The 22,958-nt window shown below is 45.6% G+C and carries 20 protein-coding genes and 1 other RNA gene; 8 read left to right on the top strand and 13 right to left on the bottom strand.

All coding sequences use genetic code 11. From position 1 onward, the window contains the following. Position 1 precedes the first annotated feature (1 nt). The 7 genes from ACTXGJ_RS04665 to ffs all read right to left on the bottom strand — a co-directional run bounded on the left by ACTXGJ_RS04665 (position 2) and on the right by ffs (position 7,782). Positions 2-1,075, bottom strand: coding sequence for an ABC transporter permease (locus ACTXGJ_RS04665; RefSeq protein ID WP_439243370.1), 1,074 nt, complete (start codon positions 1,073-1,075; stop codon positions 2-4). Then, positions 1,075-2,145: a microcin C ABC transporter permease YejB gene (gene yejB, locus ACTXGJ_RS04660; RefSeq protein WP_443565264.1), complete on the bottom strand. Its 1,071-nt coding sequence runs from the start codon at positions 2,143-2,145 to the stop codon at positions 1,075-1,077. Before yejB ends, ACTXGJ_RS04665 begins: the two co-directional genes overlap by 1 nt. A 218-nt stretch (positions 2,146-2,363) precedes the next feature. Continuing rightward, entirely contained in the window at positions 2,364-3,143 is a 780-nt protein-coding gene (gene gloB / locus ACTXGJ_RS04655) for a hydroxyacylglutathione hydrolase (RefSeq protein ID WP_439243374.1), read from the bottom strand. A 132-nt stretch (positions 3,144-3,275) separates the two neighbouring features. Further along, positions 3,276-5,129, bottom strand: coding sequence for an extracellular solute-binding protein (locus tag ACTXGJ_RS04650; protein ID WP_443565263.1), 1,854 nt, complete (start codon positions 5,127-5,129; stop codon positions 3,276-3,278). A gap of 260 nt (positions 5,130-5,389) precedes the next feature. After that, entirely contained in the window at positions 5,390-6,499 is a 1,110-nt protein-coding gene (serC, locus tag ACTXGJ_RS04645; protein ID WP_439243378.1) for a 3-phosphoserine/phosphohydroxythreonine transaminase, read from the bottom strand. 142 nt (positions 6,500-6,641) lie between these two features. Then, positions 6,642-7,490, bottom strand: a complete 849-nt coding sequence (locus tag ACTXGJ_RS04640; RefSeq protein WP_443565262.1) for a hypothetical protein — start codon at positions 7,488-7,490, stop codon at positions 6,642-6,644. Between the two features lie 195 nt (positions 7,491-7,685). Beyond that, an RNA gene (ffs, locus tag ACTXGJ_RS04635) (signal recognition particle sRNA small type) lies at positions 7,686-7,782 on the bottom strand. Positions 7,783-8,015: 233 nt separating this feature from the next. Between ffs and ACTXGJ_RS04630 the strand changes: the two genes are divergently transcribed. After that, complete coding sequence (locus ACTXGJ_RS04630; protein WP_439243382.1) at positions 8,016-8,729, top strand: SIMPL domain-containing protein; 714 nt, start codon at positions 8,016-8,018, stop codon at positions 8,727-8,729. A gap of 79 nt (positions 8,730-8,808) precedes the next feature. Here ACTXGJ_RS04630 and ACTXGJ_RS04625 read toward each other — a convergent pair whose 3' ends face one another. After that, positions 8,809-10,485 (bottom strand): isovaleryl-CoA dehydrogenase, encoded by a 1,677-nt coding sequence (locus tag ACTXGJ_RS04625; protein WP_443565261.1) that lies wholly within the window; start codon positions 10,483-10,485, stop codon positions 8,809-8,811. A 152-nt stretch (positions 10,486-10,637) separates the two neighbouring features. Here ACTXGJ_RS04625 and ACTXGJ_RS04620 point away from each other — a divergent pair, with 152 nt between their 5' ends. Next, on the top strand, positions 10,638-11,510 hold the full coding sequence (locus tag ACTXGJ_RS04620) for a PaaX family transcriptional regulator C-terminal domain-containing protein (RefSeq protein WP_443565260.1): 873 nt from the start codon (positions 10,638-10,640) through the stop codon (positions 11,508-11,510). 6 nt (positions 11,511-11,516) lie between these two features. On the opposite strand, the gene ACTXGJ_RS04615 is transcribed toward ACTXGJ_RS04620, so the two are convergent. The 3 genes from ACTXGJ_RS04615 to ACTXGJ_RS04605 all read right to left on the bottom strand — a co-directional run bounded on the left by ACTXGJ_RS04615 (position 11,517) and on the right by ACTXGJ_RS04605 (position 14,914). Next, positions 11,517-12,884, bottom strand: coding sequence for an MBL fold metallo-hydrolase (locus ACTXGJ_RS04615; RefSeq protein WP_443565259.1), 1,368 nt, complete (start codon positions 12,882-12,884; stop codon positions 11,517-11,519). Between the two features lie 170 nt (positions 12,885-13,054). Continuing rightward, positions 13,055-14,464 carry a Na+/H+ antiporter NhaC gene (gene nhaC / locus ACTXGJ_RS04610; protein WP_439243390.1) on the bottom strand — a complete coding sequence of 470 codons (1,410 nt, stop codon included), beginning with the start codon at positions 14,462-14,464 and terminating at the stop codon, positions 13,055-13,057. A gap of 102 nt (positions 14,465-14,566) precedes the next feature. Next, entirely contained in the window at positions 14,567-14,914 is a 348-nt protein-coding gene (locus ACTXGJ_RS04605; protein ID WP_443565258.1) for a 4a-hydroxytetrahydrobiopterin dehydratase, read from the bottom strand. A gap of 115 nt (positions 14,915-15,029) precedes the next feature. Here ACTXGJ_RS04605 and ACTXGJ_RS04600 point away from each other — a divergent pair, with 115 nt between their 5' ends. The 5 genes from ACTXGJ_RS04600 to ACTXGJ_RS04580 all read left to right on the top strand — a co-directional run bounded on the left by ACTXGJ_RS04600 (position 15,030) and on the right by ACTXGJ_RS04580 (position 19,672). Next, positions 15,030-16,430 carry a flavin-containing monooxygenase gene (locus ACTXGJ_RS04600; protein ID WP_443565257.1) on the top strand — a complete coding sequence of 467 codons (1,401 nt, stop codon included), beginning with the start codon at positions 15,030-15,032 and terminating at the stop codon, positions 16,428-16,430. Continuing rightward, entirely contained in the window at positions 16,427-17,320 is an 894-nt protein-coding gene (locus ACTXGJ_RS04595; RefSeq protein WP_443565256.1) for a bile acid:sodium symporter family protein, read from the top strand. The genes ACTXGJ_RS04600 and ACTXGJ_RS04595 overlap by 4 nt, the downstream gene beginning before the upstream one ends. Further along, complete coding sequence (locus ACTXGJ_RS04590; protein WP_443565255.1) at positions 17,313-18,245, top strand: SDR family oxidoreductase; 933 nt, start codon at positions 17,313-17,315, stop codon at positions 18,243-18,245. Before ACTXGJ_RS04595 ends, ACTXGJ_RS04590 begins: the two co-directional genes overlap by 8 nt. A gap of 35 nt (positions 18,246-18,280) precedes the next feature. Beyond that, the gene (locus ACTXGJ_RS04585; protein ID WP_443565253.1) at positions 18,281-19,066 is read left to right on the top strand and encodes an SDR family oxidoreductase; all 786 of its coding nucleotides are present in this window, start codon (positions 18,281-18,283) and stop codon (positions 19,064-19,066) included. Between the two features lie 90 nt (positions 19,067-19,156). Then, entirely contained in the window at positions 19,157-19,672 is a 516-nt protein-coding gene (locus tag ACTXGJ_RS04580; RefSeq protein WP_443565252.1) for a DUF302 domain-containing protein, read from the top strand. A gap of 256 nt (positions 19,673-19,928) precedes the next feature. Here ACTXGJ_RS04580 and ACTXGJ_RS04575 read toward each other — a convergent pair whose 3' ends face one another. Both ACTXGJ_RS04575 and ACTXGJ_RS04570 read right to left on the bottom strand, forming a co-directional pair. Next, a complete protein-coding gene (locus tag ACTXGJ_RS04575; RefSeq protein WP_439243403.1) occupies positions 19,929-20,354 on the bottom strand; it encodes a PACE efflux transporter in 426 nt (141 codons plus the stop codon). A 73-nt stretch (positions 20,355-20,427) separates the two neighbouring features. Further along, complete coding sequence (locus tag ACTXGJ_RS04570) at positions 20,428-20,964, bottom strand: cytochrome b (protein ID WP_443565251.1); 537 nt, start codon at positions 20,962-20,964, stop codon at positions 20,428-20,430. 487 nt (positions 20,965-21,451) lie between these two features. On the opposite strand from ACTXGJ_RS04570, the gene ACTXGJ_RS04565 reads away from it, so the two are divergent. Then, positions 21,452-22,945 (top strand): DUF4331 domain-containing protein, encoded by a 1,494-nt coding sequence (locus ACTXGJ_RS04565; RefSeq protein WP_443565250.1) that lies wholly within the window; start codon positions 21,452-21,454, stop codon positions 22,943-22,945. Positions 22,946-22,958: the final 13 nt, after the last annotated feature.

Raw genomic sequence — 22,958 nt, 5'->3', positions numbered from 1 at the left:
ATCAGCTGCGCCTTGGGTCAAAGGCATCACGTAACGCTTCGCCAATAAAGATAAGCAAGGATAAAATAAAGGTTAAACTAAAAAATCCTGATAGCGCAAGCCACGGTGCATCGAGATTGTTTTTGCCTTGTACCATCAGCTCCCCTAATGACGGTGAGCCGGGCGGCAATCCGTAACCTAAAAAATCAAGCGCAGTCAGTGCAATGATATTCGCGGTTAAGATAAACGGCAGCTGCGAAAGGCTGGAGGCTAAAGCATTAGGCAAGATATGTTTGCGCATGATTTGGCTATCAGAGACCCCTAAATTACGCGCCGCCCGTACATAATCAAAATTACGCGCGCGCAGAAATTCAGCTCGCACTAACCCAACTAGACCCATCCAGCCAAATAGTAGCATCAATGCAAACAGCACATAAATGCTAGGGCTAAAAAGGCTGACCAAAATGATAATCATAAATAGCTGCGGCATCCCGCCCCACACCTCCATAAAGCGCTGACCTGCTAGATCCACCCAGCCGCCATAATACCCTTGGATCGCACCGACGATAATGCCTATTAGTGCGCCAGCAAAAGTCAAAGCCAAGCCAAATAATAACGACACGCGTAGACCGTATAGTATCCTTGTTAACACATCGCGGCCTTGGTCATCTGTCCCTAGCCAGTTCTGAGAATTAGGCGCAGCAGGATACGGCAGTCCTAACTCTACATTCGGCGTTTGATCAGCAAAGGGTATCGGCGGCATAATATAAAAGCCCTTAGCCTCAATCAGCGCTTGCACCGCAGGATCCTTGTAATTGGCCTCGGTCTCAAAGATACCACCAAAAGTGGTCTCAGGATAAGCTTTGAGTACGGGCACATAGTAATCACCGTCATAACTGACCAGCAGAGGCTTGTCATTAGCAATGACATTGACCGCCATGCAGATGACGAATACCAAGCTAAATATAATAAGAGATATCAGCCCTAAGCGATTACTGCGGAAACGTTCAAGCCGTGCCTGCCAAATCGGATTGAGTCGTTTAGCTTTAGCTTGGCTTAAAGCAGGTGGAGCTGAAGAAGTAGAATAATTAGACATTAGCGACCCTCAAAATCAATACGAGGATCAATCAAGTGATAGCTTAAATCACTGATCAGTTGTAATAGCAGACCGAGCAAGGTAAAGATAAACAGCGTACCAAATATCACCGGATAGTCACGCTGCTGAATGGCTTCAAAACCTAGCAAACCCAGTCCATCTAACTTAAAGATAATCTCAATGAGAAAGTTACCCGCAAAGAAAATACCGACGATAGCGGCGGGAATACCAGCGATGATAATCAGCATAGCATTGCGAAAAACGTGACCGTAGAGCACTTGGCGCTCGCCTAAGCCTTTGGCGCGCGCAGTGAGTACATACTGCTTACCCAATTCTTCTAAAAAGCTAAATTTGGTCAAATAGGTCAGGCCTGCAAAGCCGCCTACCGTGCTCGCTAGTAACGGCAAAGCCAAATGCCAAAAGTAATCTTTGATTTTACCTAACAGGCTAAATTGATCGAAATTCTCTGAGGTCAGCCCTTGCAGCGGAAAAATATTCCAGTAGCTTCCACCCGCGAAAAAAACCAGTAATATCACCGCAAACACAAAGACCGGTATCGCGTGCCCAATCGCTAGTAGCATTGCCGTCGCTTTGTCCACTGCTGAGCCGTGATGCATGGCCTTATAGACGCCAAGCGGTATGGCTATCATATAGATCAGTAGCGTACTCCATAGCCCTAAAGAGATAGAAACGGGAAGCTTCTCGATGATTAGATCAGTAACCGTCTGACCCTTGAAGAACGACTCACCAAAGTCTAACTGAGCATAGCTTTTGAGCATGATCCAAAAGCGCTCAGGTGCGGACTTATCAAAACCATATTGCTCGTTGATAGCCGCTACCATCTCCTCCGATAGTCCACGTGTGCCTTGGTAGGTGCTGGTATTGCCACCAGAGCTACCCGCGCCCACGCCACCACTAAGCGCATTGTCTTTTGCGCCTTGTTCAATCAATGCTAGTTGCTGCTCGACAGGGCCGCCAGGAGCGGCTTGTACGATAACGAAGTTGGCTAATAGAATTAGAAATAAGGTCGGTAATATCAGCAGTAGTCTTTTTAAGATATAACGACCCATATTGATGACTTCCTAAGCGGAGTAAAAGTGAGATGAGACAGCGCGCTATATAGTTGATTCACTTTAAAACCGATACAGTGCTACTGGGATGCTTATTTTAAACATTAGTTATGCAGCATCGAGGAGTGCGAAGCGCACAGCAAGCAAAGAAAATTTGTACCAGTAGCCGGACAAAATAAACCTATCGATTTTGTTTCGAATTGACTATAGTGCTAACTTTAAAAGTTATCCTTCAGCTCTCGTAGCGCTGTAAACACTGTTAAGCGCTCTTCATTGTCGATTGCTACTTTAGCTTTAACGCCCGCTATCACGCTTGGCTCATCGACTCGCAAAAAGACGTTCACTTCACGCTCATGAGCTAAAGTGACTGGCAGCGTACAGAGCCCTTGTGCGGTGAGCTCCTCGCTTTTTGCTAGCGCTTGCTGCATGGCCACATTGCCAGGCTCAATAGCGAGGCCAAAGCGCAAGTTATTGACGGTATACTCGTGCGCAGGATACAGCAAAGTGTCCTCAGGCAAACCATTTAGACGTCGAAAGCTTTGGTACAGCTGCTCCATCGTACCAGTAAAGACGCGGCCACAGCCAGCACTAAAGAGCGTATCACCGCAGAAGCAGTGCTTTTGGCCCTCGATATCTAAGACGTAAGCCATGTGGCTAGCGGTATGGCCTGGAATATCCCAAACTTGCGCTGAGCAGCCCCAAGCGCTAACTGTACTCCCATCCTTGATGGTTTGATCCTGCTCAACGCCATGCTCGCTATGCGCGACGATATGAGTCATCGGAAAGTGCTCTTGTAGCTCCATCACCCCGCCGACATGATCAAAATGATGATGCGTTGTCCAAATAGAGGTCATCTCTAGGCCATGCTCTTCCATATAATCGGCGACGGGCTGCGCTTGGCCTGGATCAATGACGATGGCTTGTTTATTATTTTTATTAATTAATGTCCAAATATAATTATCGTTAAATGCTTTTATTGGAATAATTTGAATACTCATATCGAACCCTTATTGATTAAAACTGATTTTACTAATTTGTCTTAGACTTGTGTTTATATCACTGTCATTAACAGTTTAATTCAAGTTGAACGCTTAGCTTTTTCACTTTGCCTTAAAACTAAGTGCTGTAAATTAACGTTTCAAATAGCCATTAACTTTAGCTTCTGCCGCTTTATCCACCCACCAGTAATCGATGCCTACCGCATTGGTTGGCAAGGTAGTATGGCGGTATTGATTCCAGTACGCCACATTGGTGCTAGACTTGCCATATAGCGGGACTAAGTAATGACCCGCTCGTAACAGACGATCTAATACTTTAGTATAAAGCACAATCTCCTCACGGCTCTCGGCATCTCCAAGCGCCTCAACGACTTTATCTATCGCTGGATTTTTGATGCCGATCGTATTGCGATTACCAACTTCATCAGCGGCCGCGCTGCCCCAAAATGCTGCTTGTTCAGCGCCTGGTGACAAACTTTGCGCGAACACATCAGTGGTCATATCATAATCATAACTGCGCGTGCGTTCGAAGTATTGTGGACCGTCTACTTGTCGCAGCTTGGCGGTAAACCCTAGGCGCTCAACATTACGAATATAAGGCAGCAGCACCCTGCCAAGCGTATCGCCTGTCATCAAAATCTCAATCTGTGCCAGCTGACCATTCGGCTGATACAACTTCATGTCCTGATAATAAAATCCGGCATCGAGTAGCAGTTGCCGTGCTTTGAGTAAGCTGTCTCGATTAAAGCCGTTACCATCGCTCTTAGGCAGTTGCCAATCACTCAGCACACCTTGGCGTTGAATAGGATCAAGCTCGTTCAATAATGGCGTCAATACTTGCATTTCTGTAGTCGATGGCTTACCAGTAGCCGCCAATTCTGAGCCATGAAAGAAGCTTTGCAAGCGCTCATACTGGCCATGAAATAAAGTCTTATTCATCCATTCAAAATCATACGCTAAGCTGAGCGCCTGACGCACGCGAATGTCTTGAAACAAAGGCCGACGCATATTCATCACTAGCCCCTGCATCGGCACCGGATTTCGACTGTCTATCGACTCTTTCACAACCATCCCCGCTTTTGCGGCAGGAAAATTATAGCCGGTTGCCCAATTTGAAGCTTTATTTTCGGGACGAAAGCGATACTGTCCAGACTTAAAACCCTCAAAGGCAATCTCATCGCTTTGATAGTAGACAAACTTAATAATGTCAAAGTTATAGCGACCACGATTAACTGCTAGATCACGGGCCCAATAGTTAGGATCGCGCACATAACTGACCGAACGTCCTGCTTCGACACGGCCTAACTTATAAGGGCCACTACCCATCAATGGCGTTAAACTTATCTTTTCAAAATTCGCATCGATAGAGGATTTGGCAAAGATAGGAAACTGCCCCACAGTTAGTAGAATCTCTTTATTATCACCTGAGCTGAAGACAAACTTAATCTGCTGCTCATCTATAATCTGTAATTCTTTGATATCGCCTAGATAGCTGCGAATATACATCGGTCCTTTAGTGAGTATCGCCTCGTAAGTGGCTTTCACATCGCTACTAGTCACTGGCGTGCCGTCCCAAAACTTGGCTTTAGGATTAAGATGATAAATAATCCAGCTGGCATCCTCAGTATCGTAAGTCACGCCTGTTGCAAGCTGCGGATACATCGTAAAAGCTTCATTGAGCGAGCCAGTCATCAAAGTATCGTAGAGATAATCGGTGCCAACCATCGCCACGCCGGTTGTCATCCACTTATTAGCCGCGTTAAAGGTGCCGCGAGCATCCAATGACAGCGTACCACCTTTTGGCGCATCAGGATTAGCATACGGCATAAACGGCGCGTCAATGTATTCAGCGCTACTATTATGTCCAAGCGCTTTAGTGCTAATGATTTTGGCATGACTAATCGATGCGCAGCAAAGCAGGAGGCTCAAAGTAGCGGCCTTATATGACTTGTATAATATAGCTTGTATAGGAGCGTTGTTGATCATAGCTTGTCTATCATTATGGGCGCTATCGGCGCTTTTTATCAAAGCAGACTTTTGACAGTAGCCTAATTCTAGCGGTGTTGCAAAATTTTATCATACCAAACTTCGCTTTTTTCACCTAATCAAAAGCGTAGACGAGTTTTGCTATTTTTTAGATATCGCCTTTAAAAAATGATTTCAGTAATTTCTCTTCTTGTTTAGCAAAAAACGCCACTTATTAAGTGACGTCTTTTGGATTTTGTCTATAATAATCACTACATCTCTTAAGCATACTTCTTTTCAAAGTCCTGCATAAAGTTCACTAGCTTTTGTACCCACTCAAGCGACACCGCATTATAGATACTAGCGCGCATACCGCCGACATCGCGATGACCTTTTAGATGTAGCAAGCCCGCTTTTTCTGACTCTTCTAAGAATACTTTATCTAAGCTGTCATCTGCTAAGGTAAAAGGCACATTCATAATCGAGCGGTATTTTTTGGCAACAGGGTTATTATAAAACTCACTATCGTCAATAGTCTTATATAATAAATCCGCTTTTTGCTGATTGATTTTGCCGATAGCTTCAACCCCACCCTGCTCTTCTAACCAATCAAATACTAAGCCCGCTAAATACCAAGAATACGTCGCTGGCGTATTAGACATCGATTCTTTTTCGGCTTGATGAGTATAGTTCATCAGCAGTGGACACCAGTCGCTAGCTTGATTTAGTAAATCATCACGGATGATGACAATAACGAGGCCTGCTGGACCGATATTCTTTTGTGCCCCCGCATAGATCATGCCGTAATTAGAGACGTCAATCGGCTGCGATAAGATGTTTGATGACATATCGACGATAAGCGGCGCATCTACCTTTGGCGGCTCAAATATTTGTAGGCCATGAATGGTCTCATTGGCGCAGTAATGAAAATACGTCGCGTCATCACTCAAAGTCCACTCATCAGATGCGGGTACGTCCGTGAAATTGCCTTGTTTACCACTAGCGACCACGTTTATCTCGCCTAAGCCTAGTTTAGCGTAGCGCTTGGCCTCTTTAATGGCTTTGTCCGACCAAGTACCTGTAGATAAATAGTCAGCGCGGCCATTGTTTAATAAGTTCAATGGAATAGCAGAAAATTGCAGACTGGCCCCGCCCTGCAAAAACAGCACTTTATAATTATCAGGAATGTCCATTAGCGAGCGCAATTTACTTTCCGCTTTTTCGGTAATCGCGATATATTCTTTACTGCGGTGGCTGACCTCCATCACTGAGACCCCGCGACCTTGCCAATCTAGCATTTCGCTTTGCGCGCGCTGCAGCACTTCAGTGGGAATAGTCGCCGGTCCAGCAGAAAAATTGGGTACCCGGTGCGGAGCAGTATTATCAGACATAATCATAATCCTAAATAATAAGGAGTGAAGTAAGGTTTTAGAACTATTGTTCAGACGAACGTATGAAGGTGTAAAAGACTATCGTACTAACGGAAAAAAGAGTATACGTATAATAACCGCTGCTTACTGCTAAGTAGAACTGCTAATTAGAGATGTGCTGCCATAGCTGGCGTTTTAGCGTCGCCTCTGCGAGCATAGCCTGCAAAGTCGGCACCTCTGTCAAAGCCGGATGAGTAAGACCTTCAGGTAAAGCGGTCAATGCTGCTACTTGAATATCTTCGCTCTGTGCAATCTTAAAAATATAACCGGCGAGACTGGCGTTAGCAAGCTCAGCGGTATCCATGCCCGCGCATATAGGAAAGGAGCTGGTCTCACAGTCTAATGATAGCGCTTGCATGATGTTTTGCCAAAGCTTTTGACTGTCGTTATCGAGCGCCTGAATATCCACTATAAGCACCCAATTGCCATAACGAGCGCCTTGTAAATCAAACGGCGCTACTTTATCTAAGCTTATAGTCTCAGCGTTATGGTTTGCTTCCTCAATACGCTCTGATTTGCTAAAGCTATTTAAATCGTTAAAGTTGTAAGACTTGTTGATAGCCTTTAAACTATCATTATTATTAGCAACATCAACATCAAAACTGTCATTATCGAAGCTATTGATTTTTGCGTGATCAGTAGTTGATGCCTCATCGTCTGGAGCGACTGGCGCAGTAGTAGAGCGTTTATCTACTGAATCATCAATTCGTACGTCTGGTTCAACTTGCTCATCCAATACTGGCTGCTGCTCAGTTAATGAATGGGTCGCTTCTACTTCGCCCGCGCTATCAGCAATATCGCTTATTTTTAGCGTTGGTGAGTCTGGTCGCACCCATTGTCCGATACCCATCATCGCCAAAATCTGTCGCTGCTGAGCTTGTTGCTGGCGAGCATAAAGCTCAGAGCGTTGGCGCTGCTCAGTAGATAAAAGAGGCTGTCGGGTGTCACTCATTTAGATGATTTATCCTACTCATTTAGACTCAATATCGTAGCGTTTAAGCTGGCAGTATGCAAGCAACTCAACTTATCTATTATATTAATTGATGATTATATCTACATAAAATTTTGACCAAAAAAAACCCTCTAGAAGGGCAAATAAATCGAAGAGCAAATAAATAATAGCCAAATTTTGGACAAAAAAAAGCGACTCCATCAGCACATCCTCGGCACACAATGAATCTAATACCGTTGCTACCTTCCGGTCCTGGCGGGGTTCATAGAACACTGTTGCGAGGCTACCAATGGAGCCACCAGTTGCAAATTATACTTACTTTTTTCTATTTTACAAGCCCTAACGCTATAAACTATATCTTTTCACACTATAGTTAGACGCTGTGGTTAGCTTTAAGCCTGCTAGAAAGCAGTAAGGTTGTGACAAAACACTTATATTATTTATTATCAGATTTGTTATGTTAATAATCTCTAAAAAAACTATTAAATTATGTGCTTTTAAAAACTATTCATTTAAGGAGTTACGATGAAAAACTTACTAACGACTAAACTGGCTTTAATGACTGGCAGCGCTTTTTTATTGAGCGCAGCAATGAGCACCGCCCACGCCGAGCCCTCCGGTTACGATCAAGTCACTTTTCAGACGGAAGTCAAAGAAGAGATCGCTAATGATGAAGTACGCGCCAGCCTCTATAAAAAAGCACAAGCGACTGATGCTAAGACTTTGGCAACGACTCTCAATACTTCAATCAATAGGGCCTTAGCGATTGCTAAGCGCTACCCTAGCGTCACCGTCAGCACCGGTCAACAAAGCACTTATCCGCGTTATGATAAAAACGACAAGATCATCGGCTGGACCGGACAAGCCAATCTTGACCTAAAAAGCACCGACTTCACCGCGACCAGTCAGCTTATTGCAGATCTGCAAGAAACTTTAGTGATGAACAACCTAAACTTTGGTATATCAGAAAGCAAAAAAGACGCTTTGGAACAAAAACTAATGACTGAAGCGTCTCGAGCTTTTCAGCAACAAGCCAAAAACTTAACTCGTGCTTGGGATGCGCGCGGTTACCGCGTGGTAAGCGTCAACCTCAATGCTGGAAATACTAACTACCCACGCCCTATGTATAGCAGCATGCGTGCCGCTGATGCTGAGGCTTCAGTACCGAGTCAAAACTTTGAATCGGGCAATAGCACCGTTTCTGTTACCGCCAACGGTACTATCGAGCTGACTAAGTAGCTAGTCGATTAGTGATAATACTAATCGATAAATGATGCTACGTGGGTGATCCTAATTGGATGATACTGAGTCGATAGTGCTAAGTCACTGACCTTGTCGCACCCGCAGCGCGTTCGATCAGCTGATCTACGGGCGCTTTTGGACCGAGCGTGCCAAAAGCCAGTCCGTGCTCTCCGCCTAGACGCGAGCGGCAGAACGCTGCTGCTATGTCTTTATTTTCCGTATTTAGTAAGATGGAAGCTTGCAGCATCAACGCCAAGCGCTCTATGACGTGGCGACTTCTAAACTCTAAAGTCTCTACATCCTCAAAATAACTCGCTAGTTGCTCAAGCTCTTTATCAAAATAACTGTTTTTGCCAGCAGCGGTTTGCAACTCAGTAAACAACGCCTCACGAGTAGCCGGTTCTTTGTTTAATGCGCGGAGCACATCAAGGCACTGGATATTTCCGCTACCTTCCCAAATTGAGTTGAGCGGTGCCTGACGATAAAGCCTCGGCATGATATTTTCTTCGACATAACCGATACCGCCGAGACATTCTTGTGCTTCATTGACTAACACTGGCGTACGCTTGCATATCCAATATTTACCAATAGCTGTCGCGATACGCGCTAGCGCTGCTTCGTGCGCGTCGGTCTCAATCATACTGATGGCGCGCGCCACTCTCATGGTTAAGGCTAATGCCGCATCAGACTCTAAAGCCAAATCAGCGAGCACATTGCGCATAAGCGGTTGATTGATTAATAAATCGCCAAAAGCTTCACGTCCAGAAGTATGGTGAATCGCTTGTACGACTGCTTGCCGCATTTGCGCCGCTGAGCCTATCATACAATCAAGCCGGGTTAAGGCCACCATCTCGATGATAGTGGCGACACCTCTGCCCTCCACTCCTACTAACTCGCCAAAAGCACCGGCAAACTCTACCTCAGAAGAAGCATTCGACCAGTCGCCTAGTTTATCCTTAAGGCGTTGAATCCTTACTGCATTGAGCGTGCCATCGGGGCGAAACCTCGGTACTAAAAAACAGCTAAGTCCGTTTTCAGATTGGGCTAATACTAAATGAGCGTCAGACATAGGCGCAGAATAAAACCATTTATGACCAATGATTCGGTAACTGTCGTCGTTTTGCTTAATGGCTTTGGTGCTGTTACGCCGTAAGTCGGAACCGCCTTGTTTTTCCGTCATCCCCATGCCGATAGTACAGCCAGTTTTTTGCTCCATAGGTAAGCTACGAGGATCGTATTCTGTTGATAGCAGTTTCGGTATCCATTTTTCAGCGAGCTCTACATTGTGGCGCAAAGCTGGAATAGCCGCGTAAGTCATCGACATTGGACAGCCAAAGCCGGCTTCTGCTTGTGAGCCAAGATACATAACTGCCGCTCGCGCTACGTGCGCGCTTTGGCGACTCTCGTTACGCCAAGCAAAATTACTCATGCCGTACTGTACACCCGCCGCCATCAACTCATGATAAGCAGGATGAAATTCAACTTCGTCTATACGGTGACCATAGCGATCAAAGGGTCGAAATTTAGGGGGGTTTTCATTGGCAGCAAAGCCCTTATCTATCATGTCACCACCGGTGCGGGCCCCAAACTCGCTCAAATGAGCACTGGCCCACGACGCGCCTTCTCGAATAACGGCTTCTTTTAGCGCGTCATCAGTCTCCCAAGCGTTATAATGCGCTAAAGCGACCGGCTGATTATTGACTTCATGGGTGCTGAATTGATTGGCCGTTGACATCTGCTCGGTATCCTTCATAGTAATCCTTCCTAATATTTGGCTGACTATCCTTGTTACTCGTTACTGTTCATTTATTTTACTTAGCACTCATGACTGCCTATCTTGCATTATAATAAACGACTAAATCTTAAGTGACTAAATAATAAACGACTAAATTTAGAGTATTACACATGGAATCACATATTGTCAAAGAATGTAATTACCAATGGCCAGCCGCTCGCTCTCTCATTTTGCGCCTCCTGACAGTTGCTAACCACGAAACCCTTAGCATAGCTGAGATCATTCGCGCCGGCAGGCTATTTGCGATAAAGGAAAATAATATACGGGTAACTATGGCTCGTTTGACGCAAGCAGAATTGGTTGAGGCGGTGGATGCTGCTGTTTATCGCTTGGGCCCGAAAGCTAAGAAGTTAGGGGCTGATGTCGCCGCTTGGGAACACGCGGATAAGCGCGTTATAGCATGGGAAGGTTCTTGGATAGCCGTGACTACCGGCGGGCTGCCGCGTAGCGATCGCAAAATACTGCGCGCCCGTACCAGAGCGCTATCATTATTGGGGTTTCGTGAGCTCGATGCTGGGCTTTATATTCGTCCTAATAACTTGAGTGGCGGTGTTGAGGGAATACGAGCACGGCTACTCGATTTGCAACTAGAGCCTGAAGCTGCAGTGTTTCAAGCAAGCCGCTTTGATAAGGATCGGCAAAAAAAATCACTCGGCCTTTGGGCGCAGATGCAACTCGAAGCACACTATGAGAAAGTATCAAAGCAGCTGAGCGACTGGCAGAAGACTCAGCATAGTCTCGATAATGAAACGGCGCTGCGTGAAGCTTATCTTCTTGGCGATTTTGCTATTCGCAATGTCGTTTTTGATCCTTTATTGCCCGCGCCTTTAGTCGATGAAGCGGCTCGTCAGCACTTCTTTGATACCGTACGCCAGTTTAATGCACAGGGCCGTGAGCTATGGTATGCTTTTTTTACACAAACAAGTGAGCTCACTATGGATAAAAAGAATGATAGTGGCGCCTATAGCGTTAATATAAGCTAATACGTTTTACGCTTGCTCAGCCTGCCAAGCACTCATCCCGCCAAGATAAATATCGAGATGCTTGAAACCTTTGCTTGCTAGCCACCCTGCTGCGACTGTCGCTCGCTGACCACTAGCACACATCAACGTATAATGCTCCTGAGGGTCGAGATCACGCCAACGCTCGTTCAGATGACCGACATAGATATGCTCAGACTCATCTATCGCAGCTTCGTTTCTCTCATCAACATCTCTGACATCAAGTAATGTCCAAGCCTTGCTAGCTTTAGTATTAGCATGACCTTCAAGACGCGATTTAACTTCCTCGGTCGTTATCATCGGCGTCTGCTCTATACTCTTGCCTTGTTTGGCAGCGGAAATGACACCGACATAACCGCCTACAATATTATCCAAAGCAATTCTCACTAGATGCGTCATCGCCGTCGCCAACTGCTCCTCATCCGAGGCAATCAGCGCTATGCTCTCGCCATCTTTAATAAACCAGCCTGCAAAAGCGGAAATCATACCGACAGGCAGACTCATAGCGCTCGGCAAATGAGCTGAAGCATAAGCTAGCGGCTCACGAATATCTATTAGGTGATCGATTTTGCAATCGTTGAGTTGTTCAAGGGTCAGATTACGTGGTCTCATCACGACAGGGGCAGGCTCGCCGCCTTCCATGTTAAGGCGTTCCATGAGCTTAAAATAAGGCGGCTGATAATGGTTTTCGCTAATCTTCGCTTGAATAAACTTATCTCGGCTCTCGATTTGTAGTCTTGGGTTATTCAATCTTTCATGCCCGATGCTTGAGAACTCACGCTCTGCCATCCCTGAACCACAAACCGAACCGGCCCCATGCGCCGGATAAATCATCGCTTGATCGCCTAGAGCGATGATCTTTTGGAGTGAATCATAAAGCAGGCCAGCGACTTCTTCGCGCCGATCCGGATAAAAGTCTGTGCGCCCTACATCACCGACGAATAGCGCATCCCCTGTGAATACACCAACTGCCTCATTAGGATAAGCGCTATCAAACATAGCATACGCTAGATGATCAAAGGTATGCCCAGGAGTCTCAAGCACTTGTATCTCAAGCTGACCAATCGCAAAACTATCCCCCTCTCGCGCCGTTTGCGCATAGACGATTTCGCGCTCTGGATTGGGACCGTGATAGACATTAGCGCCAGTAAGCTGCGCTAATATAGGAGCGCCTGAGACTAAGTCTTCGTTACGATGCGTTTCAAATATATGAGTAATCCTAAGCCCGGCGGCCCGTGCTTTTTCGACATAAATGGCGCAATCACGACGTGGGTCAACCACTGCCGCTTGTCCGTTCGAGCCAAACAAATAGGACAGGTGCGAAAGCCCCGGAGTTTTTATTTTTTCAAACAGCATAGTTATCTCCTTGTGCGATATAAGTCCTGACTGTCTTTGAAGATAACACAGGATTTTAGCCTTCATCAATATACAATAACATATATTAACATGGTATATATTATACCGTTTCGATACTAAGCTGTGATACTAAGCGCTGTGATACTAAACCGAATCTTAGCCAGCTTTGATTAAACCACTTTAGTCTTAGGCTCGGTACTTTTAGCAGGACTAATAGTGATTCCAGTGAAGCCAAAAATAAGCGTCAGTAGCAGAGATAAATAGCAGAAAAAAGCGTACGGCAGATAATCAAGGACAGGCACGCCTAGAGCTTGACTGATAAACACACCGCAGACGCTCCAAGGTACTAGAGGATTGATAACGGTACCCGCGTCTTCAATGGTACGAGAGAGGTTTTTTGGGTGCAAGTTTAAGCGCTCAAAGGTCGAACGAAAAGAAGTCCCTGAGATCAAAATACTCAAATACTGCTCGCCGATGAGCACGTTGATACTAAGTGCCGACATAGCAGCAGCGAATATCGCTCTTCCTGAGGAGGTCAAGGACGCTTTGATTCCTGATAATAGCGCTGGCAGCACCCCTAACGCTGTCAACAGCCCGCCCAAACTCAATGCCAAAATCACAATCGTTTGGGTGAAGAACATGCTTTGCACGCCGCCACGCGACAGCATACCAGCTACCTCGCCAAGAGCTAGCGACTCTGCAGGAGCGTATCCACCAAACAGATAACTCCCAAGCTCTCCGAAGCTCGGCGAGCTATGCCAATAAGTGATCAATAGCGCCACGCTGATAGTGCAAATTATCGTATAGATGGCATTGATACGAAAAACCGCTAGCCCAACTAAAGCGACAAAAGGCAATACTGCGTAGCTGTGCACTAAGCCACTCTCAATCAGCTGCGCTTGTAGTAGCGTGACTTGACCAAGATTGGTGCCTGTGGTGTCTCCCGAGAAGAACCAAAACAGCAGTACTGTCAACAGCCACGCCGGTACGGTAGTGTACATCATATTACGAATGTGCTCGAACAGATCGATACCAACGACTGAGGAGGCGATGGTACAAGTATCGGACAAAGGTGACATTTTGTCACCAAAAAACGCCCCAGAAACCACTGCCCCTGCGGCAATAGCGACATTGGCATCAAAAGCATGGCTCATGCCAATAAACGCTACCCCTAAAGTGGCTGCAGTGGTCAAGCTACTCCCTAAAGTCACCCCAATAATCGAGGTTAAAATAAAGGCAGAGAGATAATAAAACTCTGGTGATATCAGCTCAAAGCCATAATACATTAAGGTCGGTATTGCACCGGACATCATTAAAGCCGCTATCATTAAGCCGATAAAAAAGAACAAATAAATCGCCCCAATTCCGCGCATGACGCCTGAGGCCATTTGCGCTTGCATATCCTCGAAGCTCAAACCTTTTATCAAGCCGATCGCTAATAATACGCAGATAGCCAACAGCAAAGATAAGTGTGGTACCCAGTCAAACCCTATCATAGTCACGCCCATAACAGCGATGACGATGGCCGCTATCAAAAAGGCCAATCGGGTTGAGAGGTGAGTTAATATTTTTGGTGACATTACCTATCCTTGACCAGCCAAAACGTATTGGCTAGAAACTGGCTATCAGGGTTATTTTGAACCGACAAGTTTAATGAGTTACGGTCGTTTTTTCCACTCTCATTATACTTTTGCGCTAAGCAGGCTATCGGTTTTTGCCGCCATGATGAAGTCATTATGGTGCAGACCCTTGGTACTGTGGGTCCACCAAGTCACGGTTACTTTGCCCCACTCCACCAAAATACTAGGATGATGCCCCTCATCTTCGGCAATTTGTGCAAGCTGATTGGCAAAAGACATCGCGCTGACAAAATTCTTAAAGGCATACTGGCGCTGTAACTGCTTAATACCATCGACGTCGATTAAGGACCAATCAGCAACTTGTGGTAATAATTCTTGTATCTCAGTCGCACTCAAACTAGGAGCGCTTGCCCGGCAGGGCTCGCAGCGGGATTTAGATAAAGTAGTCATCGTTTTTTCCTTTTATTGATGAGCGCTTGTTGAAGGTTCAATGCAGTTAGACTAGTATAATGATACTACCCAATTAGGAAGGGTAACACTCAATGATTGTTTTAAGGGAATAACTATGTATGCTGTCATTGGCGCGGGCCCGATGGGGCTAGCTACGGCGCGTAATTTACAAAAGCTCGATATTCCCTTTGTGGGTTTTGACGGGCATCATGATGTCGGCGGCTTATGGGATATCGATAATCCGCATAGCACTATGTATGAGACGGCGCATCTGATATCCTCCAAGCGAATGACGGAGTTCAGCGAGTTTCCGATGCCGGACTCGGTTGCTAGCTACCCACACCATTCTGAGCTGCGTCAATATTTCCACGATTTCGCCGACACCTTCGATCTCAAATCCTACTATGAGTTTGCGACTCGCGTCATCAGCCTTGAGCCTGAGGGCGATGGCTGGCGTCTGATCAGCGAACATAATGGCAAGCAGCAGTCTCGACTATTTACAGGTGTGCTGATTGCCAATGGTACTTTGCACAAGCCTAATATGCCAGATCTGCCGGGCGAGTTTGCCGGTAAGCTTATGCACTCATCCGAGTATCGTAGCCCGTCAATATTTAATGATCAGCGTGTGCTTATCGTTGGCTGCGGCAATTCTGGGGCAGACATCGCCGTAGACGCGGTGCATCATGCCAAGTCGGTAGACATCAGCTTGCGACGTGGCTATTATTTCCTGCCAAAATTCATCAACGGCCGCCCTATCGACACCTTAGGCGGCAAACTCAAGCTGCCACGAAAAGCCAAACAGCGCTTAGATGCAGCCATGATACATACGATCATTGGTAAGCCTTCCGATTATGGTCTGCCCGATCCTGACTACCGAATGTACGAGTCACATCCGGTGATCAACTCCTTAGTGCTGCATCATTTAGGTCATGGTGATATCACACCGCGACGAAATATCAGTGCTATCGAAGGTCATACGGTGACATTCAGTGATGGCAATAGTGGCGATTACGACTTAATCTTAATGGCGACAGGCTATCTGCTTGACTATCCTTTTATTGAGCGCAAATATCTCAATTGGCCAGCTACGCAAGATGCGCCGCAGCTGTATATGAATGTCTTTCATCCAGATTATAATACTTTATTTATGATGGGCATGGTTGAGGCGGCAGGTCTCGGCTGGGAGGGACGCAATCAACAAGCACGCTTAGTCGCGTTATATATCAAGCAGCGCGAACAAAACAGCGTCGCGGCCGATCATTTCGATGCGATTAAACGCGCGCGTAGCAACATAACGCTCGACGGCGGTTATGATTATATTAAGCTGGCACGCATGGCTTATTATGTCAATAAAGACGAATACCTAACTACTCTCGCTGAGCATATCGCTGAGTTACAAGCGGATGAGGATAAAGCAGAAGCCAAGCATAAATCTTCGAACATCAGCTCTAAAGCAAGCCGCTTTAAAAGTAGGCTATTTAATAGGCAAAAGCACAAAACGGATCCCTCAAGATGAGTGGCGCGTTACCGATAGTCTTTAACCCTGCCAGCTTAATTGTGCTTAACGTTATTTTGGCGCTGATGATGTTTGGGGTGTCACTGACGCTACGTTTTGAGGATTTTAAACGGATTATATTAGCGCCTGTTGCGCCTATCGCGGGCCTGTTTGCTCAGTTTTTATTACTACCGCTAGCGACTTGCCTGTTTACTTGGGCGCTAAATATCGAGCCAGAACTGGCTTTGGGCATGATTTTGGTAGCCTCCTGTCCTGGTGGCAGTTTTTCTAACATCATGACTTGGCTTGGTCGCGGCAATGTCGCGGTCTCTGTCAGTATGACGGCAGTATCGAGCTTAGCGGCGACGGTGCTGACGCCGCTGAACTTTGCCTTTTATGGCTGGCTCAACCCGCATACCCGTGAGTATCTGACCCAAATTACCCTAGAGCCTAGTAGCATTTTATTATTAGTACTGTTAGTACTAGCTGTGCCTTTGGTGCTGGGCATGTTGACCGGTCGCAAGTTTCCCAATTTAGTCGCTCGCAGCGAAAAACCGTTACGCATTATCTCACTATTGGTATTTTTAGCCTTTGTCGCTATCGCTTTTTCTAACAATTTTGATTTATTTATCGAGCGTTTTCATAGTTTTTTTTGGTTGGTAGTCGCTCATAATTTATTGGCGCTATTGCTTGGCTACGGTATGGGTACAGCGCTAAAACTTCCTGTTGCAGATCGCCGTGCGGTCACCATGGAAGTGGGTATTCAAAATTCGGGACTAGGCTTAGTCATCTTATTTACTTTTTTTCCGCAAGCAGGAAGCATGATGCTTATTACCGCTTTTTGGGGCGTCTGGCACTTAGTCTCAGGCCTGACGCTCTCTCAAATTTGGGCACGGAGGCCCTATGACTAAACGCATCCTTATCACTGGCGCAGCAGGCTACATCGGCCATCAACTGGGTAATCGACTCGCCGCTCATTATTCGGTGATGGGCACTGATATTTGCACTCGTGATCATTTAGACTTTGCTATAAAAATCTTAGATATACGCGAAGATAAACTCGCTCAGTTACTGATAGATGAGCGAATCACCCATGTAGTGCATCTAGCCTCTATTTTACAAGCCTCAAAAGATCGAGCACGAGACTTTGATATCGATGTCAATGGGACGCGTAATGTTCTTGCGTGCTGTGTAAAGGCGGGTGTGCAGCATTTGACCATCACTAGCTCAGGAGCGGCTTACGGTTATCATGCCGATAACCCAGCTTGGATCGATGAGCACCATGCGCTACGCGGTAATACAGAATTTGCTTATTCGGATCATAAGCGGCAAATTGAAGAGCTACTCAAGGAATTTCGGCAAAAGCACCCAGAGCTGCAACAGCTGATATTCCGGCCCGGAACCGTGTTAGGTGCTGACACTCGTAATCAAATCACTGATTTGTTTATGGCGCCGCGAATTTTAGCGCTTAAAGGCAGCGACTCACCTTTCGTGTTTATCTGGGATCAAGATGTCATCAATGCGATGGAGATGGGGATTCGCGAGGATAAACCTGGCATCTTCAATATGGCAGGCGATGGCGCACTAACCATGGCACAGATCGCGGATAAGCTGAATAAACCGCTATTAACACTACCGGTTTGGGTGGTCAAAGCAGCGCTACAAGTCGCTAAATGGCGCGGTAAACCTACCGGCCCTGAACAAGTCAATTTTTTGCGTTATCGTCCGGTACTGGATAATCGACGTTTAAAAAAAGAGTTCGGTTATCAGCCTGCCAAGACTTCTGCTGAGACATTTGCTTATTTTATGGCGGCTAATAGTTTAGGCGATTCTTAACGCTATCGAATAACTTTTATAGGGAAAGCGTCATTATGACCGTCACATTAATTACCGGCGCAGCGTCTGGTTTAGGTTTGGCGATGGCTCGTCATTGGTACGCCGCCGGTCATCACTTAGTACTCGCTGACATCGATGCCAAGGCATTAGCGGCAAGAGTAGCCGAATTCTCAGATAGCGCTAGAATCATGGCAGTCGTCACTGATATTACACAAGCTGACGACATCGATGTACTCATAAATAAAGTAAGTGCACATTTTGGCCGTCTTGATATCTTAGTTAATAATGCTGGCATCACGCACCGCTCACCAGCGCATCAAACGGATCCTGCGGTGTTTCGTAAGGTCATGGCAGTAAACTGGCAAGGGCCAGTAGAGCTGACGATGGCAGCATTGCCTTTATTAAGGCAGTCTCATGGTCAGATCGTCTGTATCGGCTCCATGGCAGGCTGGATGCCAGTGCCGGGACGAGCCGCTTATTGCGCTGCCAAAAGCGCGCTGACGCAATTTTTTGAAGTGCTGCGTTTAGAGTTAGAAGCAGACGGTATTCATATCCTAATGGCGTATCCTAGCTTTTTGGACACTCCTATTGAGGATCATGCACTCGGTCATGATGGTAATCTCGCTCAACATCAACGCTCAGTCATTGGCAGTATTCGTAGCGCTGAGTGGATGGCTGAGAGGATTGCTCAAGGCCTAGCGCAGCGTAAACGCTGGATCTTGCCCGAACCTGTCTCACGCTTCGGTAGTATCCTTTGGCGGATCGCCCCTAGCCTTTATCTCAAGCAAATACGTCAGCGCTTTGGCAATGAGCTGTCATAGGCAGGTATGCTAAACTCTACTGACAACGACTTCTCAATCCAAAATTACTATAAATCACTACTATATAAATCACCATTAAAAGGAATTTTTATGCTGAAAATTATCCCTATCGCCGCTTTGGCATTGCTGGCGACGTCTTGTGCTAGTGTCGAAAATATTTTGCCAAATAATGCCAATCACGCTACCACTATGACAACGCCTGCTACTCATGCCAAAAAAGGCTTGATCACTATGCAAAGCAATCATTCTGTCTCAGATACCGCCGATAAGCTAATCAAAGTCATCGAAAACAAAGGCATGACAGTCTTTGCGCAAGTCGATCATCAAAAGAACGCTGCTGGGGTTAATTTATCCTTACGGCCCACACAAGTGGTGATGTTTGGTAATCCAAAAGCGGGTACACCGTTGATGAATTGCGAGCAAAGCATCGCGATAGATTTACCACAAAAAGTGTTAATCACTGAAGATGCACAGCAGAGAGTCTGGCTGTCTTATAACGATCCTCAATACCTCAAAAATCGTCACAACCTGCAAGGCTGCGATACACAGCTGGCCAATATCGCCAAAGCACTCGATGATATTAGCCAAGCGGCTATTGCTAAATAGACTGATTAAGCTTTTAGGACATAGCCTTAGTAAATAGTTGATTCTATTTAAAAACGAGACAGTGCGATTGGTATAAATTTTCCTTGCGTGCTGCGTTTCTTCGATGCTGCGCAAAATTCATCCCAACCGCACGATAACATTAGCGTATTGATTTTATTTAAAACGAACTATAAATAAAAAGGGTTTGCCCAATAAGCAAACCCTTTTATTTATCATACAAAAAATCATCGAAACAACTTGACACTCTAAGCTCAGCTTAAGCTGCAACGGAATTAGGGATAGGAAATACTTTGTCATACACCCAGTTAAAAACAAAGGCATATATCAAATAAAAAGTCGCCATCGCAATATCCATTTTAAAAGCCTCCCAAAGGCTAATGTTTAGATATATCGCTATGAATGGCAAGAATAGTAACAGCAAGCCGCCTTCGAACAAGATGGCATGCAACACTCTTATTGGCACCGTTTTTTGCACCCTACCGCGCAGTTTTAGCATGGCATTATCGAATATAATATTATAAAAATAGTTCCACACCGTAGCGACAATAGAACCTACGAGCGCTATAGCTCCCATCGTGTGCAGCTCAAACCCAAAGACAAAACTAGCTAGTGGTGCAAAGATTAGCAGACCTATAATCTCAAAGCTTAAAGTATGCCTGATACGGTCTTTTTTGGTACGCATAACGATCACTATCCTAACTACAGCAGCATTTAGCAAAACATCGGTCAATCACTATAAACCACATCATTCAGCGCTACCAAATACGCTTCATCAGCTTATCTTTTTTGATAAATTGATGGTATAGCGCCGCAAGAATGTGAGCGGCAGTAAAGGCAAGAATCAACGGCCAAATGATATCAGTATGCCAGTCATTAAAGGTACGTGCTAAACCGCGATCTGGAGTGACGAAAACTTGGATTTCGAACAGGCCAAACACATCGACCGCGCGGCCGCCATAGACCGACATCAGCAGTCCTGCTATCGGCATGGCAATCAGTAGCGCATACAGCGCAAAATGCGTGAGCTTGGCGATGATGTCTTGCCATTTAGGCATTGGCGCTGATGGTGGCGCTTTGACAAATAAGCGGCTAATAACCCGAGCTAGCATCCAAAACAATAAACTTATGCCAAACGCTTTATGCAAACCAATATAAAGCGAGTCATCGGTATTGTCATAAAGAAACATCAGCGCCCACGTCACTAATAATAGCAGCGCGCTAATCCAATGAAAAACACGGCTGATCATAGGCCATTTGTTTAGCGGAGCTACCCTAGATTGAACTTGGTTCATACTTCACCTTTAAAATAGAAAGCGTTACCTTTTATCCAGACTTAACTGCCGTACTATCTAGATATCCAGACATAAATGCTCTACATAGCCATTCTTGTGCCAGCAGTTTGTCACCCATAATGGAATACCTGTGAGCTGAATACTAGGGACTATCCTAACAACTCAATAATAAAACCCTATAAATAGCAGCGCCTATGATAGCAAATCTGCGAGCAAATGACTGCTATTGCATCAATTTAATCATAGCTTGAGCCATAGTTTAAGCGGCAATAAATCATAAAAACCTTCATAAAAATAAAGGTTTACCCTAACCGATGAATACAACGATATTTCCGATGAGCGGTGTAATAATTAGAGTCAAATAGGAGTATAGTTTATATTAACTTGCTGAGTTTGTATTTTATCTAAACTTAATAAGGATGATTCAACGTTAAAGCTTAAAGTTTCTCCCTGCCTCTAACTCATTAGTTTTTATACAAGGATTCGTATGAAATACACTACCAAGGCCTTAATCTCAGCGATGGCCATATGCTTAAGTGCAAGCGCTGTCGCATCTAGTCACCGAGAAGCTCCTTCCATCACTAAGACCCCAAAAGTCGATGCCTCTGACTTCTATATGTTTAATAGTTATGAGAATGGTCGAGCAGACTATGTCACCATCATCGCCAACTACTTACCCTTGCAGGATGCTTATGGCGGACCCAATTATTTCGCCTTAGATCCAGACGCGCTTTATGAGATTCATATCGATAATAACGGCGATGCCGTCGAAGATATTACTTTTCAGTTTGACTTTACCCATAACCTAAACAGCATTGAGATTGACTCAGATGGTGATTCTTCAACGCCAAATGTAGCCATACCGCTAGTAAATGCTGGCGATGCCTCAAACCCAGCTAATGTGCAAACCAATGAGACCTATGAAATTACTATGGTGAAAGGAGATCGCCGTAGTAGTTCACGCACGTCTTTAGGTAGCTTTGATAAGCCTTTTGATTACATTGGTACCAAATCTTTCCCTGACTATCCTACTTATGCTAGAAGTTTTATCAAGACTTTAAACTTAGGCAGCTGTGGACAAGGTAAAGTGTTTGTCGGTCAACGTGCTGAGGGTTTCGCTATTGATTTAGGTAAAGTATTTGACCTAATCAACCTCAATCCACTAGGCGAGCGAGATGGTGGTACTAACATTTTAGCCAATAAAAACGTCACCTCAATCGCCATGGAAGTGCCCAAGGCTTGTTTAACTGCTGGTTCAGATCCTGTAGTCGGCGCTTGGACTACCGCTAGTGTCCGTCAAGCGACTCTAGTAAATGGCAATCCTGGCTCAGGTATTAATACCACTGCCAAAAAAGGCGGCGCTTGGACGCAAGTGTCAAGACTTGGTATGCCATTGGTCAACGAAGTCGTTATCGGTCTAAAAGATAAAGATAAATTTAACGCCTCAGAGCCAAAAGATGATGTGGCCAAATTTGCGCCTTACGTCTTCTATCCCACGCTTCCTGCATTAATTGAAACTTTATATCCAAGTGCACCGGCGCCTACCAACTTCCCTCGTCAGGATCTAGTTACTGCCTTTTTGACCGGGATACCCACAGTCAATAAACCGGCTAATGCAAAACAAGTACCGGCAGATATGCTTCGTCTCAATACTAGCATTGCCGCTGTCGCCGCCGCCAATCAAAACGATCTAGGTGTTCTCAGTATCATCCCAGGTCAAGACGATGGTCGACCTAACGCCGATACTGATGATGTCGCAGGCTTCCCGAACGGTAGACGTCCGGGTGATGATGTCACCGATATCGCTCTAAGAGTCTCTATGGGTGCACTCTGTCATGCCGGTCTGCCAGCAGAGGTAACGTGTGTTCCTGAAGATGCCGCTGCCGGTCAAGCGCTCTTCACTGACGGCGCTCTTAAGCCTGCTACTGAATTTGATTCTGTCTTTCCATATTTAACGACACCGAATCCAGGTAGCCGATAAGTTGAAACTAACC

The sequence above is a fragment of the Psychrobacter sp. 1Y11 genome, from assembly GCF_052259045.1.
Classification (GTDB): Bacteria; Pseudomonadota; Gammaproteobacteria; order Pseudomonadales; family Moraxellaceae; genus Psychrobacter.
Note: the sequence above shows the minus strand (reverse complement) of the source record. Positions and strands in the feature narration are given on the sequence as shown.

Excerpts from the sequence above, each read along its gene's own strand:
- ACTXGJ_RS04665 (WP_439243370.1), bottom strand. The coding sequence starts at position 1,075 with ATGTCTAATTATTCTACTTCTTCAGCTCCACCTGCTTTAAGCCAAGCT.
- yejB (WP_443565264.1), bottom strand. The coding sequence starts at position 2,145 with ATGGGTCGTTATATCTTAAAAAGACTACTGCTGATATTACCGACCTTA.
- gloB (WP_439243374.1), bottom strand. The coding sequence starts at position 3,143 with ATGAGTATTCAAATTATTCCAATAAAAGCATTTAACGATAATTATATT.
- ACTXGJ_RS04650 (WP_443565263.1), bottom strand. The coding sequence starts at position 5,129 with ATGATCAACAACGCTCCTATACAAGCTATATTATACAAGTCATATAAG.
- serC (WP_439243378.1), bottom strand. The coding sequence starts at position 6,499 with ATGTCTGATAATACTGCTCCGCACCGGGTACCCAATTTTTCTGCTGGA.
- ACTXGJ_RS04640 (WP_443565262.1), bottom strand. The coding sequence starts at position 7,490 with ATGAGTGACACCCGACAGCCTCTTTTATCTACTGAGCAGCGCCAACGC.
- ACTXGJ_RS04630 (WP_439243382.1), top strand. The coding sequence starts at position 8,016 with ATGAAAAACTTACTAACGACTAAACTGGCTTTAATGACTGGCAGCGCT.
- ACTXGJ_RS04625 (WP_443565261.1), bottom strand. The coding sequence starts at position 10,485 with ATGAAGGATACCGAGCAGATGTCAACGGCCAATCAATTCAGCACCCAT.
- ACTXGJ_RS04620 (WP_443565260.1), top strand. The coding sequence starts at position 10,638 with ATGGAATCACATATTGTCAAAGAATGTAATTACCAATGGCCAGCCGCT.
- ACTXGJ_RS04615 (WP_443565259.1), bottom strand. The coding sequence starts at position 12,884 with ATGCTGTTTGAAAAAATAAAAACTCCGGGGCTTTCGCACCTGTCCTAT.
- nhaC (WP_439243390.1), bottom strand. The coding sequence starts at position 14,464 with ATGTCACCAAAAATATTAACTCACCTCTCAACCCGATTGGCCTTTTTG.
- ACTXGJ_RS04605 (WP_443565258.1), bottom strand. The coding sequence starts at position 14,914 with ATGACTACTTTATCTAAATCCCGCTGCGAGCCCTGCCGGGCAAGCGCT.
- ACTXGJ_RS04600 (WP_443565257.1), top strand. The coding sequence starts at position 15,030 with ATGTATGCTGTCATTGGCGCGGGCCCGATGGGGCTAGCTACGGCGCGT.
- ACTXGJ_RS04595 (WP_443565256.1), top strand. The coding sequence starts at position 16,427 with ATGAGTGGCGCGTTACCGATAGTCTTTAACCCTGCCAGCTTAATTGTG.
- ACTXGJ_RS04590 (WP_443565255.1), top strand. The coding sequence starts at position 17,313 with ATGACTAAACGCATCCTTATCACTGGCGCAGCAGGCTACATCGGCCAT.
- ACTXGJ_RS04585 (WP_443565253.1), top strand. The coding sequence starts at position 18,281 with ATGACCGTCACATTAATTACCGGCGCAGCGTCTGGTTTAGGTTTGGCG.
- ACTXGJ_RS04580 (WP_443565252.1), top strand. The coding sequence starts at position 19,157 with ATGCTGAAAATTATCCCTATCGCCGCTTTGGCATTGCTGGCGACGTCT.
- ACTXGJ_RS04575 (WP_439243403.1), bottom strand. The coding sequence starts at position 20,354 with ATGCGTACCAAAAAAGACCGTATCAGGCATACTTTAAGCTTTGAGATT.
- ACTXGJ_RS04570 (WP_443565251.1), bottom strand. The coding sequence starts at position 20,964 with ATGAACCAAGTTCAATCTAGGGTAGCTCCGCTAAACAAATGGCCTATG.
- ACTXGJ_RS04565 (WP_443565250.1), top strand. The coding sequence starts at position 21,452 with ATGAAATACACTACCAAGGCCTTAATCTCAGCGATGGCCATATGCTTA.